At 40.6% G+C, this 16,017-nt stretch carries 17 protein-coding genes and 1 other annotated feature; all 17 genes read left to right on the top strand.

The genetic code is table 11. From position 1 onward, the window contains the following. Positions 1–13: 13 nt before the first annotated feature. Positions 14–682 (top strand): tetratricopeptide repeat protein, encoded by a 669-nt coding sequence (locus tag ABRT01_RS06690; protein ID WP_367746645.1) that lies wholly within the window; start codon positions 14–16, stop codon positions 680–682. A gap of 18 nt (positions 683–700) precedes the next feature. Continuing rightward, entirely contained in the window at positions 701–3,070 is a 2,370-nt protein-coding gene (gene recD2, locus ABRT01_RS06685) for an SF1B family DNA helicase RecD2 (protein ID WP_367746644.1), read from the top strand. Positions 3,071–3,192: 122 nt separating this feature from the next. After that, positions 3,193–3,387 carry a hypothetical protein gene (locus tag ABRT01_RS06680; protein WP_269412117.1) on the top strand — a complete coding sequence of 65 codons (195 nt, stop codon included), beginning with the start codon at positions 3,193–3,195 and terminating at the stop codon, positions 3,385–3,387. 45 nt (positions 3,388–3,432) lie between these two features. Then, positions 3,433–4,509: an AI-2E family transporter gene (locus ABRT01_RS06675; RefSeq protein ID WP_367746642.1), complete on the top strand. Its 1,077-nt coding sequence runs from the start codon at positions 3,433–3,435 to the stop codon at positions 4,507–4,509. 37 nt (positions 4,510–4,546) lie between these two features. After that, positions 4,547–4,762, top strand: a binding site (T-box leader). A 52-nt stretch (positions 4,763–4,814) separates the two neighbouring features. Further along, positions 4,815–7,451 (top strand): alanine--tRNA ligase, encoded by a 2,637-nt coding sequence (gene alaS, locus ABRT01_RS06670; RefSeq protein ID WP_367746641.1) that lies wholly within the window; start codon positions 4,815–4,817, stop codon positions 7,449–7,451. Positions 7,452–7,574: 123 nt separating this feature from the next. After that, positions 7,575–7,841 carry an IreB family regulatory phosphoprotein gene (locus tag ABRT01_RS06665; protein ID WP_269412120.1) on the top strand — a complete coding sequence of 89 codons (267 nt, stop codon included), beginning with the start codon at positions 7,575–7,577 and terminating at the stop codon, positions 7,839–7,841. Between the two features lie 3 nt (positions 7,842–7,844). Further along, a complete protein-coding gene (gene ruvX / locus ABRT01_RS06660) occupies positions 7,845–8,261 on the top strand; it encodes a Holliday junction resolvase RuvX (RefSeq protein WP_269412121.1) in 417 nt (138 codons plus the stop codon). Between the two features lie 150 nt (positions 8,262–8,411). Continuing rightward, on the top strand, positions 8,412–8,699 hold the full coding sequence (locus tag ABRT01_RS06655) for a DUF1292 domain-containing protein (protein ID WP_269412122.1): 288 nt from the start codon (positions 8,412–8,414) through the stop codon (positions 8,697–8,699). Between the two features lie 159 nt (positions 8,700–8,858). Further along, entirely contained in the window at positions 8,859–9,974 is a 1,116-nt protein-coding gene (gene mltG, locus ABRT01_RS06650) for an endolytic transglycosylase MltG (RefSeq protein ID WP_269412123.1), read from the top strand. Between the two features lie 359 nt (positions 9,975–10,333). Then, on the top strand, positions 10,334–11,005 hold the full coding sequence (locus ABRT01_RS06645) for an O-methyltransferase (protein ID WP_367746640.1): 672 nt from the start codon (positions 10,334–10,336) through the stop codon (positions 11,003–11,005). Then, positions 10,987–11,628 (top strand): uridine kinase, encoded by a 642-nt coding sequence (gene udk / locus ABRT01_RS06640; RefSeq protein ID WP_269412125.1) that lies wholly within the window; start codon positions 10,987–10,989, stop codon positions 11,626–11,628. Before ABRT01_RS06645 ends, udk begins: the two co-directional genes overlap by 19 nt. A gap of 155 nt (positions 11,629–11,783) precedes the next feature. Beyond that, positions 11,784–12,260, top strand: a complete 477-nt coding sequence (gene greA / locus ABRT01_RS06635; protein ID WP_367746638.1) for a transcription elongation factor GreA — start codon at positions 11,784–11,786, stop codon at positions 12,258–12,260. A 205-nt stretch (positions 12,261–12,465) separates the two neighbouring features. Then, positions 12,466–13,191 (top strand): YrrS family protein, encoded by a 726-nt coding sequence (locus ABRT01_RS06630; RefSeq protein ID WP_367746637.1) that lies wholly within the window; start codon positions 12,466–12,468, stop codon positions 13,189–13,191. Positions 13,192–13,217: 26 nt separating this feature from the next. After that, positions 13,218–13,907, top strand: coding sequence for a 5'-methylthioadenosine/S-adenosylhomocysteine nucleosidase (mtnN, locus tag ABRT01_RS06625; protein ID WP_367746636.1), 690 nt, complete (start codon positions 13,218–13,220; stop codon positions 13,905–13,907). Between the two features lie 73 nt (positions 13,908–13,980). Next, positions 13,981–14,208: a YrhC family protein gene (locus tag ABRT01_RS06620; protein WP_367746635.1), complete on the top strand. Its 228-nt coding sequence runs from the start codon at positions 13,981–13,983 to the stop codon at positions 14,206–14,208. Between the two features lie 378 nt (positions 14,209–14,586). Next, on the top strand, positions 14,587–15,348 hold the full coding sequence (locus ABRT01_RS06615; protein WP_367746633.1) for a hypothetical protein: 762 nt from the start codon (positions 14,587–14,589) through the stop codon (positions 15,346–15,348). Next, positions 15,349–16,011 (top strand): glycosyltransferase family 2 protein, encoded by a 663-nt coding sequence (locus ABRT01_RS06610; RefSeq protein WP_367746632.1) that lies wholly within the window; start codon positions 15,349–15,351, stop codon positions 16,009–16,011. Positions 16,012–16,017: the final 6 nt, after the last annotated feature.

Genomic DNA, 16,017 nt, shown 5'->3' with positions numbered 1-16,017 from the left:
GGGGTGAATAGAAATGAATAAAAACCAGCAGGCAATTGCCGAAATGAGAGATGGAAACTATGAGACGGCGGCAAAACTATTCAATGAATGGATTGAGGAACATCCCGAAGATCCGGTTGGCTACATTAATTTTGGGAATTTATTAATGCATATAAATGAACTGCCTCGTGCTAAAGCATTTTTTGAAAAGGCGATCGCTCTCGATGAAGATGCGGCTACAGCATATTACGGACTGGGAAACCTATTTTTCGAACAATCTGTCTATGCCAGGGCGCAGGAGAATTTCCAAAAGGCAATAGAACTGGGACTGGAAGAAGCGGACGTTTATTATATGCTCGGCCTAACATTGCAAAAGGAAGAACAGTTTAGATTGGCGTTACCCTATTTGCTTCGGGCTACCGAGCTGGATCAAAATGATGATGAATTGTTGTTTCAATATGGCCTTGCTTTGGCGCAAAGCGATTATGTGACCGAGGCTGAGCCTGTGTTCAGAAAAGTCCTGGATCGTAATGCACAGCATAGCGATGCCCATTATAATCTTGGTGTGATTGATTTGTATCATGACAAACCAAAAAGTGCACGTCAACATTTTGAAGAAGCGTTACAGTACCAGCCTGACCATGTTTTGGCTGCAAACGGAAAGAAAAAAGTCGATGAGCTGATCGGTCATGACCACAAGTAAGATGGCGGGGTAGTTGTGATGACGAACGAAACCAATGCCGAAATGAATAGAAATGAAGGAGGGTATATAACAGGGGAACTGTTGTATACCATTTTCCATAATGAGGCGGAGCATTTTTCGATTGCCAAAATAAAAATAAAAAGCACCAATGAGGATTATAGCAAAAAGGATATTGTGGCCAAAGGATATTTTTCCAATTTAATAACAGGGAAAAATTACTGCTTTTACGGGAAATTCGAACGCCATTCCAAATTTGGACTGCAATATAAAGTCCATTCCTATCAAACCATCATACCTGACACAAAGGATGGTTTAATTGCCTATTTATCCAGTAACTTATTTCATGGCATTGGAAAGAAGACAGCTGCCAAAATCATCGATCACTTAGGTGAAACCGCGATTTCCACTATTTTAAATAACCCATCGGTATTGGATGCAATTCCGGGACTCAAAAAAGAAAATAAAGAATCACTTGTAAAAAACTTACAAGAAAATGAGGGATTTGAACATGTAGCGGTTCATTTGGCGAAATATGGTATTGGCTTAAAAATGGCGCAAACGATCTACCAGGTTTATCAAGAAGCGACCATAGATCAGCTGCAGAAGGATCCTTACCAATATGTCTTTGATGTGGAAGGGTTTGGCTTTCAAAAAGCAGATGAAATCGCCAGACAAAATGGTATCCCCTTAACACATCCAAATCGAATTGGTGCTGCGTGCATTTACATCTTGCAAAAAAGCGTGCCGGATGGACATGTATATTTACCACTAATGGAGTGTATCAGACGGGTGATGCAACTACTTCATCATCCTGGTTCCCCATTAATGGAAGATGACGTCAAGGATCGTTTGCAGGAATTGAATAAGGAAAAGCGGCTGATTTTAAACCAGGGAAATGTTTATTTGCCCTCGTTATACTATGCGGAGGACGGTCTTGCTTCCCATTTAAAGCGACTTATTGACAAACCTGTTGAGCATCAAACACCACTAGCCGAATTAATGAAAATTACTGGTGAAATTGAAGATCAGGAAATATTAAGTTACGGAAAGGAACAGTTTGAAGCGATTCACCAGGCACTTGATTCAAAGATCATGATCCTTACCGGGGGGCCTGGTACGGGGAAAACAACGGTTGTCAAAGGCATTCTAAAGGCATACGCTACTATCGAGGATCTATCACTTCAACCTAAAGACTATGATAAGCCATCGAATTTTCCATTTATTTTAACAGCACCAACAGGTCGGGCAGCCAAACGGTTAAATGAATCGACCGGACTTCCGGCAACGACGATTCATCGTTTGCTTGGCTGGGATGGTGATCGTACGTTCGAAAAAGATCAGAAGGAACCATTGAACGGGAAATTTATTATTATTGATGAATTTTCCATGGTGGACATTTGGCTGGCCAATAATCTGTTTAAAGCTATTCCAGATGATATGCAAGTCCTATTGGTAGGTGATGAAGATCAGCTGCCATCTGTTGGTCCTGGACAGGTGTTAAGTGATTTGCTCGGCAGTTCTCTGATTCCGTTCGTCCGGTTAAATGAGGTCTACCGGCAGAAGGAAGGTTCGAAAATTATTCAGCTGGCACACCAAATCAAAGATGATATGTGTACGGAATCATCATTAGAGCAGGCGAAAGATTTTAGTTTTATTTCCTGCTTTGAATCACAGGTCATTACTTGTATTGAAACGATCTATCAAAAAGCACTGGATAAAGGCATTGATTTGCGGGATATCCAGGTTCTTGCTCCGATGTATCGAACGCAAGCCGGGATTACGATGATCAATCAGCATTTGCAGCAGTTGATCAATCCGCAAACAGAGCAGAAACGGGAAGTGAGAACACAGGATGCGGTTTTTCGGGTTGGCGATAAAGTGATTCAGCTGGTCAATCAACCGGAGGATCGGGTATTTAATGGAGATATTGGCGAAGTCGTGGCGATATTTAAAGAGGATGAAAATGAAGAACAGGTGGAACAGTTGGTTATTGATTATGATGGACATGAGGTTGCTTATGAGCCTAATGAGTATGTGAACATCATGCACGCTTACTGTATTTCCATTCATAAATCGCAAGGAAGTGAGTTTCCTATCGTTATTATGCCTGTCGTATCCGGATACAGTCGGATGCTTCGAAAAAACCTGCTATATACGGCGATTACCAGGAGTAAACGGTCATTGATTATTTGCGGGGAGATGGGTGCATTTCTTCGCGGGGTACGAACAACGGACACCAACATCAGGTATACCTCACTTCGGGAACAATTGCAGGAGCGGCTGATAAAACCAATGGCAGAAACGGACAATGGGGAGGAAGAGCCTACTCCCCCAGTGGATGAAATGGATAGCGGAGAGGAAGAGCTTACTCCCTACGATTTTATGTAACGAAAAAGGTATATTTTTTCCAATTCGGGGTTACGCTACATTAATAATCTATATTATGAGCGTAGTGTACACTTTCATGTGCTGGTACTGGTACTTATGCTCGTTCACAAAGGAGTATCAGGATGTTGCAGTGTCCGAATTGCAAAGGAAAAGATATTGGGAAAATCGGTTCACAGCAGTATTATTGCTGGAATTGTTTTATTGAGCTATCCATTACTAGTGATAACGAACTTACAGTACACCAGATTGAAGCAGATGGTTCGCTGAGTTCTTTAAATGATCTATTTACGGAAGAGGAAAGGAAAGTACAGTGGTAGCGCTAATTTTTGTTTCGTGCAGCATACGGAGAAGGGGCGCAACCCATGTTTAAGCAGAAAACACCACTTCCATTCCTCTACTGGGTCATTACCGGTATTTTTGTCTTATTATTTATCTATTTACTTGTTAAACTTTTTCCCATTTACCGTGTTATCCTTGCTTTTCTATGGCATTTGTTTGCACCATTTATTATCGCCGGCTTGATCGCGTATCTTCTTTATCCAATTGTCAAAAAAATCAATAGCTACCATATTCCCAAAGGTCTTGCTATTCTTTTGATTTATTTGGTGTTTTTCGGTAGTTCCGGTTATGCCATTTACCGCATATATCCGGCCATGATTCACCAACTGAGTGATTTACAGGCGCAATTACCACAACTAATCCAGATGTATCAAGACTTGGTTTATCAACTTTATGAATATACATCCTTTTTGCCGGAAGTGGTTCATGACAAGATGGATCACTTAATCGCCGGAATGGAAACAAGGGTTGAAAATCTGGTCGGTAAAGCGGTTAACGGATTCACCAAGGTTTTTGACATGATTGTTTTCCTTACGGTGATTCCCGTTTTGGTGTTTTACTTCCTAAAAGATTTTACAAGAATAAAGGACTATATCAAAAAATGGATACCGGTAAAATATCATCGTGATGGCAGTGATCTATGTGCAAAGATTGACAAAAGTCTTGGTGACTATATTCGCGGGCAACTAATTGTTTGTTTTTTTGTTTTTCTGGCAACGTACATTGCTTTTCAGCTACTCCATATTAAATATGCATTGCTGCTTGCCATTATTATGGGTTTGACAAATATTATTCCGTATTTTGGTCCGATAATTGGTGCAGTTCCAGCGGTGGCTATTACCTTAACCATGTCGGCAAAATTAATCATTTTTGTGTTAATCGCGGTCTTTGTCATACAATTAATTGAAAGTAATTTACTATCACCGTACATCGTTGGAAAGAGTATTGCCATTCACCCGATCGCCATTATTTTTGCCCTGTTATTAGGTGGGGAACTCGGAGGCGTTATCGGCATGATTGTGGCAGTACCGGTTTTAACGATACTTAAAGTCGTTGTATCCCATGTGATGGCAATCAGAATGATGAAACAGCAACGTTGACATTTCATTGATTATTTTTTATAATATCGCTAAATAAGCTAACACGTTTGAAAGTTCCAAGTACATGATAACCTTGTCTACAAGAGATGGATGCCAGTTGCTGAAAGGAATCCTTAGAACAAGCGTCATGGAAGCTAAACTGGAGTGCGGAAAAAACTCCGCCGGTACCCACACCGTTATCGTGCAAAGTGATAAATGATCAAATTATTTTCATTTATAAATAGGGTGGTACCGCGAATATCTCGTCCCTGCATTATGCAGAGAGGAGATTTTTTAATGGGGAAAGAAAATATGGAGGCAGTAATATGAAACAGTTAACATCAGCACAAGTACGTCAAATGTTTTTGGATTTCTTTAAAGAAAAAGGTCATCGGGTAGAGCCAAGTGCCTCCCTGGTACCGAAGAATGATCCAACACTACTTTGGATCAACAGTGGAGTTGCCACATTAAAAAAGTATTTTGATGGTAGTGTCATTCCGGATAATCCGAGAATTGTCAATGTACAAAAGGCAATCAGGACAAATGATATTGAAAATGTTGGTTTTACAGCAAGGCACCATACTTTTTTTGAAATGTTGGGTAACTTTTCGATAGGTGATTATTTTAAAAAAGAAGCCATTTTATGGGCGTGGGAATTTCTGACCGATGAAAAATGGATTGGCTTTGACCCGGAATTGTTATCAGTTACGGTCCATCCGGAAGATGATGAAGCGTATGATATTTGGTTGCACGAGATAAAACTGCCAAAGGAACGGATCATCCGCCTGGAAGAAAATTTCTGGGATATTGGTGAAGGACCAAGCGGACCGAATACAGAAATTTTCTATGATCGTGGTGATAAATACGGAAATGATCCAACCGATCCGGAATTATATCCTGGAGGTGAAAACGAACGTTATTTGGAAATTTGGAATTTGGTATTTTCCCAGTTTAACCATAACCCGGACGATACGTACACTCCTTTACCCAAAAAAAATATTGATACCGGTATGGGGCTTGAACGAATTGTTTCCGTCATTCAGAATGCATCAACCAATTTCGAAACGGATCTATTTATGCCGATCATCAACAAGATTGAAGAAATTGCTGCAGTTCGGTATGGAACGGATCATGCAACAGATACGGCCTATAAGGTGATTGCCGATCATATTCGTACAGTTGCATTTGCGATTGGTGACAATGCGTTGCCGTCCAATGAAGGAAGAGGTTATGTGTTACGCCGTTTATTGCGCCGGGCTGTACGATTTGCCAAACAACTGGGGATTGAAAAACCATTTATGTACAAGCTGGTGGCAACAGTCGGGGAGATAATGAACGCCTTTTATCCAGAGGTTTTAAAACAAAAAGATTATATTGAGACGGTTATTAAAACAGAAGAGGAACGCTTTCACGAGACTTTAAATGAAGGTCTGGGAATTCTTCATTCGATTTTGAAAAAGGAAAAGGAAAATGGAAGTCAGGTATTCCCTGGCAAGGAAGTTTTTCGTTTATATGATACCTATGGATTTCCCAAAGAATTAACTGAAGAATATGTGCAAGAGGAAGGGTTCACTATTGATGAGGCTGGTTTTGCAGAAGAAATGAAACAACAGCGTGAACGGGCCCGAAACGCACAACAAAAAGTGGATTCGATGCATGTGCAAGATGAGCTACTGGGAAAAGTTGATGTGGTGAGTGAATTTGTTGGCTATGACCGGTTAGAAACAGATACAACCATTGAACAGATCATATACGGCAAGGAACTAACGGACGTTGCCAAATCTGGGGATGAGGTGGTTGTATTTCTTAGAGAGACGCCGTTTTATGCGGAAAGCGGAGGGCAAATTGCAGACAAGGGGTGGATATACACCGATCAAGTGTCTTTGTATGTTGAAAATGTACAAAAGTCGCCAAAAGGCCAACACCTTCATTATGTTAAGGTAAAGGATGGAGAAATAAAGATTGGGGACTGTGTGAAGGCTGCCGTTGATACAGAATTCCGCAACATGATTGTCAAAAACCATACGGCCACCCATTTGCTGCATCAGGCACTTAAAGATGTGTTGGGAGATCATGTTAACCAGGCCGGATCATTAGTAACCCCGGAGCGATTGCGCTTTGACTTTTCCCACTTTAACGCGATTAGTCAGGATGAATTGCAGCAAATTGAACAAATCGTTAATGAAAAAATCTGGGCATCGCTGCCGGTTGTCATTAATACCATGAAAATTGATGAGGCAAAAGAAATGGGTGCCATGGCATTGTTTGGCGAAAAATATGGTGATATTGTTCGTGTTGTTCAGGCAGGGGATTACAGCATTGAACTTTGTGGTGGCTGTCATGTGCAAAACACGGCTGAAATCGGTATATTTAAAATAGCCGTTGAAACAGGAATCGGTGCTGGAACCAGAAGGATCGAAGCCGTGACAGGCAAACAGGCTTACACTTTCTTTAACCAAAAGTTGGCAATCATTGCTCACGTATCACAACTGTTAAAAACAACAGATAATCATATACCTGAGCGAATTGATGGATTGTTTAAAGAAATCAAAGCGCTACAGAAAGAAAATGAATCACTCAGTGCAAAATTATCCAATTTGGAGGCATCCTCTATTCTGGATAAGGTAGAAGAGATAAAAGGAATTCCGCTGCTGGCGCAAAAGGTAGACGTAAAGGACATGAATCAGTTACGTAATATGGTTGATGAGTTAAAACAAAAACTGGGAACGGGTGTTATTTTACTTGCTTCTGAAAATAACCAAAAAGTCCAATTGGCAGCAGGTGTTTCCAAGGATCTTGTCCAAACGGGGATACACGCAGGAAATTTGATAAAACAGGCAGCCCAGGCATGTGGTGGTGGAGGTGGCGGTCGCCCTGATATGGCCCAGGCCGGGGGTAAAGACCCACAAAAAATAACGGAAGCATTACAGGCAGCAACAAACTATATAGCGGAAAATGTGTAAATAGTTGTGATTATCTTGCCGAGCTTTCCGCTGAATGGCGTTTCATATTGGAAAAAAGTATAATATTAGATCCAAACATGTTAGAATAATAACAGAAAGCAAATTATGGAACGAGGTGTCACGATGAGCTCGATTGATAAGACGATGAAATTTAATTTTTCCGAGGAACCATTTGATCAGGATATTAAGGAAATTTTACTGACTGTTCATGGCGCACTAAAAGAAAAAGGATATAATCCAATCAATCAAATTGTAGGCTATTTATTGTCAGGTGACCCCGCGTACATTCCCAGGTATAATGATGCGCGAAATTTGATCCGGAAAGTCGAACGGGATGAGGTCATTGAAGAACTGGTAAAATTCTATTTGGAACATCAACAAGAGGCGTAATTAATGAAGACAATGGGCTTGGATGTTGGATCGAAAACGATTGGTGTGGCTGTAAGTGATGCATTAGGCTGGACAGCTCAAGGGCTGACAACGATTCACTGGGACGAACAGGACATTGGTTCAGCCGATGATGAGTTAGCCCAAATTGTCAGGGAACATGAGGTGGATAAAGCGGTTATCGGCTTGCCGAAAAACATGAATGGCACAATTGGAGAACGCGGGAAAGCTTCAGAATTGTACGCCCGGCATGTTGAGTCAGTGCATCATATACCAGCCGTTCTCTGGGATGAGCGGTTAACAACCATCGCCGCTGAGCGCGTGTTACTTGAGGCGGACGTCAGTCGCAAGAAACGAAAGAAGGTCATTGACAAAATGGCTGCAGTGATGATTTTGCAAGGGTATCTAGATCAAAACAAATAACGATGTGTTCAAAAAGAAGATAAAAAGAATCAAGGTCGGTGAAGGTCTTCAGGCGTCCTGTTGCAATGCTGACACTAGCACATCCCATGCGTCGAAATTCAGTACGTTTTTTACCGGACTTTTTGAACACCCACTATAAGGAGTGTGGACATGGCATTAGAAGAAAAAGAACGAATTATTATTCCAGATGAAAATGGTGAAGAGCATCTTTTTGAGGTATTGTTTACCTTTGATGTTGATCAAACGAATCAGTCATACATTGCTGTTGTACCAGCCGAGCAAAAAGACGATGATGAAGTAGAAGTTTATGCGTTCCGCTACGAAGAGAAGGACAGTGATGATAATGATCTACAATTATTCCCGATTGATTCGGATGAAGAATGGGATATGGTTGAAGAAATGCTGAATACATTGGCAGACGAGGAAGATGAGCAGTAATGAAAAAGTGCTGGTGTCAAAACATGGCATCAGCTTTATTTATAAAAACCCCCCATAAAAAGCAGGGATTCGCGCTGATAAAGGCGAATTTTAGCGAATCGTGGCATATTCATTCTTTTTTTAGTATAATATACCGGATGGGAAAAAGGGGGATCCTTCATGTTCAAGAAGACAAATAGAGGAAAAGAAAAGGACAAGCTAATGGCAAACGAAGAAGCTAAAACGGTTCGAAAAATTGTTGCAACCATTATTATCGCGATTGTACTTATTCTTCTCGTTGGCGGTATATCAGGATATATGTATGTAAAATCTGCACTCAAGCCGGTTAATCCGGATAGCAAAAAGGAAATTAATGTCCAGATTCCAATGGGTTCTTCCACTTCCGATATCGCTTCTATTCTTGAAGACCAAGGAATTGTTAAAGATGCACGGGTATTCCGTTTTTACATGAAGTTTAAGAATGAATCGGAATTTCAAGCAGGCGATTATACATTTATGCCGTCCATGACGCTAAATGAAATTATTAGTTCGTTGAAAAAAGGCAAGATGGAAAAAGAAGCGGTTTATACAGTCACGATTCCTGAGGGAAAGACGATCGATCAAATCGCGGAAATCTATGCGAAGAAACTGCCGATTTCCAAGAAAGCTTTCCTGAAAAAAGTTAACGATCCCAAGTACGTTAAGCAATTAATCAAACAATATCCTGATGTCCTGTCTGATGAAATCCTTGACAGTGATATCAAAACTCCTTTGGAAGGATATTTGTTCGCGGCAACATACCAGTTTTATGATGAAGATCCAAATATCGATACGATTGTACAAAAAATGCTAAAGAAAACGGTGAAGGTCGTGTCACCACATCTAGAAGAGATTTCCAAAAAGGATCTCACTGTTCATCAAGCATTGACAATGGCTTCTTTGGTAGAAAATGAAGCGAGCTCCGAGGATCAGCGCCAAAAAATTGCCGGGGTTTTCTACAATCGTCTGGATGCAGGGATGCCACTGCAAACCGATCCAACAGTTTTGTATGCGTTAGGGAAGCATAAGGATAAGGTATCGTTAAAGGATCTGAAGGTAAAGTCACCATATAACACGTATTACATTGATACATTACCAGTTGGCCCGATTTCCAATTTCTCAGAAAGCTCACTAACAGCTACACTGGACCCGGAAGATTCCGATTATAAATATTTCCTGCATGATGATAAAGGACATATTTATTATGCAAAGACACATGATGAGCATGTGCAGCTTAAAGAAAAATACATCAAGTAAAATCATTTCACGGATTCGGTGTCCGTTGACAACCAATCTTTAGAACAAAGGGATAATGGTTATATATGCGGTAAACGTTAATGGTGTGTTCAAGGTTAAGAGTGCGTGTTCAAAAAGGAGGATAAAAAGGACCGAGAAGTTCCAGGCGGCGTAGCTTTGAGCACCGGAGTGTACATAAAAGGTACATGAGGAGCGGAAAAGCAAGCCAACGAGCTTCAAAGGAAGGCCGACTAAAAACGGGCTTGCGCTCAGGCGTCGGCATACCCCTTTTGCAGGGGCATGTCATTTTTACCGGACTTTTTGAACACCGTCCAACCAGGCAATTTCCCGCTTTTTTACATGAAATGAGGGCTAAAAAGATGGATGCAAGCTTGAGAAACTATTTAACCAGCTTATTGCCAAAACAGCAAGACTGGGTGAGAAAAATGGAAGAGCAGGCAAAAAAAGATCGTGTTCCAATTATGGAACCAGTCAGTATGCAATTTGTTATGCAGCTTATTCGCCTGCAAAAACCGTCACGGATTTTAGAACTTGGTACAGCAATTGGCTACTCCGCGTTACGAATGCTTGACGCTAATCCAGAATCAATGATTGTGACGATTGAACGGGATGAAGAACGGTACCGGCAAGCCGTAACCAACGTGAGAGCGCACAATAAGCAAGGACAGATTGATATCATGCATGGGGATGCATTGGAAATTGTTTCGGATGTATTGGTAAAAGGTCCGTTTGATATGTTATTCATCGACGCTGCAAAAGGAAAATATCAGCAGTTTTTTTCTTTATATTCCCCTGTAGTTGTAAAAGATGGCTTAATTATAACTGATAATGTATTATTTAAAGGGTATGTGGATGATCCGGAAAAAGAACATCCACGGTTCAAGAAATTGGGCCAAAAAATACGCAATTACAATGATTGGCTGATAAGCAATCCTGATTATATAACATCCATTGTTCCTATCGGCGATGGTGTAGCAATGAGCGTTAAAAAAGAAGGGAGCATGCCAGACCCATGGTGGAAAGACCAGTAGTAATTGGTGTCGCTGGAGGAACCGGAAGTGGAAAGACCACTGTAACCCGTTCGATTTCCCAGCGATTTTCTGATAAGACCATTCTTGTCATCGAACAGGATTATTATTATAAAGATCAAAGCCATTTACCCTTTGAAGAACGGTTGAAGACAAATTACGATCACCCGTTGGCATTTGACAATGATTTATTGATTGAACATGTCAAGGATTTGGTTCATCAAAAAGCAATTGAGAAACCTGTGTACGATTATAAAGTTCATAATCGATCACAAGAGGTCATCCATGTTGAACCGAAAGAGGTTATTATTTTAGAAGGGATATTAATATTGGAGGATCCACGATTAGTTGATCTAATGGACATTAAGGTATTCGTGGATACGGACGCTGACCTAAGGATGGTGCGTCGGCTCATGCGGGATATAAAGGAGAGAGGGAGATCGCTTGATTCGGTGATTGACCAATATATTAACAGCGTAAGGCCAATGCACTTACAATTTGTGGAGCCAACCAAACGATATGCCGATATTATTATTCCTGAAGGCGGGCAAAATCACGTTGCCATCGACATCATGGCTACCAAAATAGAAACGATTTTATCCAAAAATCGAAAAATGAATGGTTAAAAGAATTGAAAATTAAAATTAAATCTGCCATAGTATGAAATAGTACATTATTTTATTCTGATAAGGGAATCCCAAGCAATTATGAACCATATATCATCATAACAACTTTGTAAAATGTTAAATATTTGGCGATGCAGAAAAAGGAGTGTTTTTACATGGCTACAGAAAAAAGTTATTACATGACAAAAGAGGGGAAAAAGAAATTAGAAGATGAATTACATTATCTAAAAACCGATCGACGTCAGGAGGTTGTCGAACGGATAAAAGTGGCGCGAGGATTTGGCGACCTATCTGAAAACTCCGAATATGATGCTGCGAAAGATGAGCAGGCATTTGTTGAATCCCGGATAACCCAGGTTGAAAAAATGATCCGCAATGCAGTAATTATCGAAAATGATAATGAGGATCCTAATATTGTTTCGTTAGGGAAATCTGTTACTTTTACTGAGCTTCCAGACGGGGAAGAGGAAACATACCAAATTGTCGGCAGTGCCGAGGCAGACCCGTTTGAAGGAAAAATCTCCAATGACTCACCAATCGCTAAAAGCCTGCTTGGTCACGAAGTTGGTGAAGAGGTAACCGTTGCAACTCCAGGCGGTGACATGCAAGTCAAAATCACAAAAGTTGAATAAACACAACGATCTTTTCGCTGGAACCGGATAAGCAAAAGTCGAAACACATGTATAGTGTCAACAAAAGCGGGAAAACCCCGCTTTTGTTATTCAGAGTAAAAAATGTAAATAAAACGTAATAAATGTCATCAGAATTTTTATTAATTCTCTACAATATTCTTTTTTTTATATGGTATGATATAAATCGAGTAAGGAGGTTAGGTTAATGGACGATGATAATAATAAAAATTCCCGGGTTGACCGATTTGAAAAACGGCGCAAAAATACCAAATGGCTATCGATCATGCTTGTTGTTGGAGCAGTGCTATTTGTACTTTTGATTGGCACATTCATATTCGGTGGTAATGATGAAGCCGATAAAACTGATGAAAAGCAAACGAGTGCTGAACACGCTTCTGGCACCTCAGATCCCGATACTACCAACAAGGATTCAATGGATTTATCAGAAGATGAATCGTCAGAAAACGATGAACAGCAAGCGGACGAGCAGGAACATGCTGATAATGATCAGGATGAAGATACCGACAAAGAAAAGGATGAAGACACCGACAAAGAAAAGGATGAAACAGATACTGATAAAGAAGAGGTAAAAACCAAAAAAGTTGAAACATCGGATGACAACAATGTTGCAGAGGCTTATAAAGGTAACTGGAAACCAGTCGGAACCGAGCAAAAGGGATCACATACAACCAATTACGATGAAGGAACCCAGGATCGCAAAGAAATGGAAGAGGCAGCTGCTGTCGGAGCGGGATTGGATCCGGAAAATATGACCGCATGGTGGCTTGGGCGTGCCGGAGACCAAAAGGTGACTGCAACAGTTTCTGGTAAAAATGATCCCAAGACCTACAGGGTACACTTAACATGGGTTGATGACCAAGGATGGAAGCCAACAAAAGTGGAAGTATTAAAAGAAAACGATAAAAAATAACCGGATGCGAATAGGGCGTGTGAATGTTGACAATCGGAATTATCGGCGCAATGGATGAGGAAATTGCCACTTTAAAAGCTAATATGAAGAATAAACGGGAAATAACTGTTGCCAATTGTTTATTTGTACAAGGTAACTTAGGTAATAAGGATGCTGTTCTCCTAAAGTCCGGAATTGGTAAAGTGAATGCTGCGATGGCTGCAACCATATTGCATGAACGTTTTTCTCCATCACACGTAATTAATACTGGCTCTGCCGGTGGATTTGCCAAGGAATTGGACGTTGGCGATGCTGTCATTTCGGCACAGGTTGTCCATCATGATGTTGATGCAACCGCTTTTGATTATGCATATGGACAAGTACCAGGAATGCCTGCTATGTACGCGGCTGACACGGAATTAATGGAAGCAGCCAAGCAAGCAATGGATAATCTGCATATACGATCAAAAATTGGAGTGATCGCGACAGGTGATTCTTTTATGGATGACCCGGAACGTGTTGGTTTTGTCCATGACAAGTTTCCTGACATGCTTGCCGCAGAAATGGAGGCAGCTGCCATTGCTCAGGTTTGTTATCAATATGAAACGCCATTTGTCATTACAAGGGCATTATCTGATATCGCTGGCAAACAATCATCGATATCATTTGATGCATTCCTCGACAAAGCTGCAAAAAATGCCGCCCATTTGGTCATGGCTATACTGGAACAGTTATAACTGTTCCAGTAATTACCGTCTTCGTAACCTATTCATCTATGATATGATGCGATATAGGTAAGGAGAGGATAACATGATCTCAAGACAAAAGCTTAAGGAAAAATTGAAAGATTATCGGCGATTTAGTGTTACATTGTTAATCATTGGTATTTATTTTTACCTGGGCGGGATCATGGATACGTATATGGAACCCACGGCTGATGGGGGCATACTCACTTTATTATCCCTGATCATGGTAATTTGCTCGGGATGGTTTATGTTTAGATCCCGTAAAATAAAAATGATGTTGGAAAATTGGTAAGCGCGTATGATGTTTAGATCATACACGCTTTTTTATTGTCAAAAAGGACTTGAAAATCCCCGTAAAACACATCCACATTTCTTGAGGAAGGTAAGAGATTTATCCCGCAGACATTTGCTTGAATAACTTCGATTTTCGTTCTTTATAATAGACACTACATTCTTTATATAATATAATGTAATTAGATATACCCATATGTCTTTTTATTTTGAATGCCTTGAAACCCTTTGAACCTTATACACGTTATTGTCATAGTTATTTTTTATCAATAAAGGTAAAAGAACGAACGGGCATATTTAATCACGAACATAATGAAAATAGGTATTTATAACTGTGGACATTTTTGAAACATTACATAACAAGAAGGAGTAGGTTCAAATGAACAAAAATTTTGTATTGACGCTACTCGTTTTGCTAATCTGCTTCAATAGCTGGGGAATCTATTTTTTGCAACTGCCATTCTATCAGGAGGTATTGATGATTGCGGGGATATCCTTTGTGCTTATGAGTTTGATTAAGGAGCGGTTTATCTTTTTGTATGTCCTTAGCCTGATTTTAAGCTATGGTTTCTTTTTAATTTTGTACGCATTTGTAAATAAACATGCTTCATCAGAAATGCAGGTCATGTACATACAGAGCCACCTGCTGTTTACCAGCTTGACTTTGCTGTTCTGGGTGCTGCTCAATTTTATCAAAAAGATGGGAGAGGAAAATGAACAGCTCATCCAAAAAAATGCACAATTACAGAAATACAAGGAAGATACCAGTATCCTTACTGTTCAAGAGTTTGTGGAGCAGGCTAAATGGGCGCTTACTGCGTCCAAAATAAACCGTACGGTAACCTGGATGGTGCAACTGGAAATAGCAAACAGGCACCCCGAGATTGAAATGAATATTCAACAAGTCATAGAAGATATTTCTCAGTCGCTCATTCGCAAGCGTTTTGACCTGGTTACCTCAACAGATGGCCATATTTATATTCTGCTTAAAAATGCAGATCAGCGGTATGTCGATGAAATGATCGATATGCTATATGATAGGATGCGAAAAAAATTTAACCTCATTGATCCGCCTATTATCGTCCATGCAGCACCGGTCGAAGAAGAAATTTCTGTTGGGGTTGTCGAGGAGGTGCAGTAAATGAGTGTGTTGCTATATATCATCACGGTATTTTTTTGGGGGATGACCTTGTTTTATTCTCTGTTGACAACTGCGGGGGTGAAACACCGGAGTAGTAAACAACAAACGATGCAGTTGGAACATTACCCCAGTGTGGCCGTGTTGATCCCGGCACATAATGAAGGAGTTGTTATCACAGATACGTTGCGAGCCATGAGCGAGTTGCGCTATCCCGGGAAGCTGGAAATTTATTTGCTCGATGATCAGTCAACCGACAATACAGCGGAAATTGTGCAGGAGTTTTCCTCAGTGTTTTCTCATATTCATTATATTCCTGTGCCGGATGGCAAACCAAAGGGAAAATCACGCGTTCTGAACTATGGATTACACATCTCGGATTCGTATTATTTTGCTGTCTATGACGCTGATAACCAGCCTGAACCGGATGCGCTTGTTCGATTGGTCGAAGCAGCAGAAACCACGGGAAAGGCTGCCGGTGCGGTCGGTTACGTAAAAACGAAGAATATGTTCACCAATGTACTTACCAGGATGATCGGGCTGGAGTTTCAGGTCTTTCAGTTATTGATGCAATCCGGCAGATGGGCTCTGTTTAAACTGGGCTCGCTCGCAGGAACGAATATGCTTTTAAAGCGGGCGGTGTTGAAGGAATTGGGGGGGATATGATGTCCA

Source organism: Lentibacillus sp. L22 (assembly GCF_040812445.1).
Lineage (GTDB): Bacteria > Bacillota > Bacilli > Bacillales > Amphibacillaceae > Lentibacillus_C > Lentibacillus_C daqui.
The sequence above is the reverse complement of the archived record's forward strand: the minus strand, read 5'-3'. Positions and strand labels throughout refer to the sequence as shown.

Excerpts from the sequence above, each read along its gene's own strand:
- ABRT01_RS06665 (WP_269412120.1), top strand. The coding sequence starts at position 7,575 with ATGAGCTCGATTGATAAGACGATGAAATTTAATTTTTCCGAGGAACCA.
- udk (WP_269412125.1), top strand. The coding sequence starts at position 10,987 with ATGGTGGAAAGACCAGTAGTAATTGGTGTCGCTGGAGGAACCGGAAGT.
- ABRT01_RS06610 (WP_367746632.1), top strand. The coding sequence starts at position 15,349 with ATGAGTGTGTTGCTATATATCATCACGGTATTTTTTTGGGGGATGACC.
- ABRT01_RS06690 (WP_367746645.1), top strand. The coding sequence starts at position 14 with ATGAATAAAAACCAGCAGGCAATTGCCGAAATGAGAGATGGAAACTAT.
- mltG (WP_269412123.1), top strand. The coding sequence starts at position 8,859 with ATGTTCAAGAAGACAAATAGAGGAAAAGAAAAGGACAAGCTAATGGCA.
- recD2 (WP_367746644.1), top strand. The coding sequence starts at position 701 with ATGACGAACGAAACCAATGCCGAAATGAATAGAAATGAAGGAGGGTAT.
- ABRT01_RS06675 (WP_367746642.1), top strand. The coding sequence starts at position 3,433 with ATGTTTAAGCAGAAAACACCACTTCCATTCCTCTACTGGGTCATTACC.
- ABRT01_RS06645 (WP_367746640.1), top strand. The coding sequence starts at position 10,334 with ATGGATGCAAGCTTGAGAAACTATTTAACCAGCTTATTGCCAAAACAG.
- ABRT01_RS06680 (WP_269412117.1), top strand. The coding sequence starts at position 3,193 with ATGTTGCAGTGTCCGAATTGCAAAGGAAAAGATATTGGGAAAATCGGT.
- ruvX (WP_269412121.1), top strand. The coding sequence starts at position 7,845 with ATGAAGACAATGGGCTTGGATGTTGGATCGAAAACGATTGGTGTGGCT.
- ABRT01_RS06655 (WP_269412122.1), top strand. The coding sequence starts at position 8,412 with ATGGCATTAGAAGAAAAAGAACGAATTATTATTCCAGATGAAAATGGT.
- greA (WP_367746638.1), top strand. The coding sequence starts at position 11,784 with ATGGCTACAGAAAAAAGTTATTACATGACAAAAGAGGGGAAAAAGAAA.
- ABRT01_RS06630 (WP_367746637.1), top strand. The coding sequence starts at position 12,466 with ATGGACGATGATAATAATAAAAATTCCCGGGTTGACCGATTTGAAAAA.
- alaS (WP_367746641.1), top strand. The coding sequence starts at position 4,815 with ATGAAACAGTTAACATCAGCACAAGTACGTCAAATGTTTTTGGATTTC.
- ABRT01_RS06615 (WP_367746633.1), top strand. The coding sequence starts at position 14,587 with ATGAACAAAAATTTTGTATTGACGCTACTCGTTTTGCTAATCTGCTTC.
- ABRT01_RS06620 (WP_367746635.1), top strand. The coding sequence starts at position 13,981 with ATGATCTCAAGACAAAAGCTTAAGGAAAAATTGAAAGATTATCGGCGA.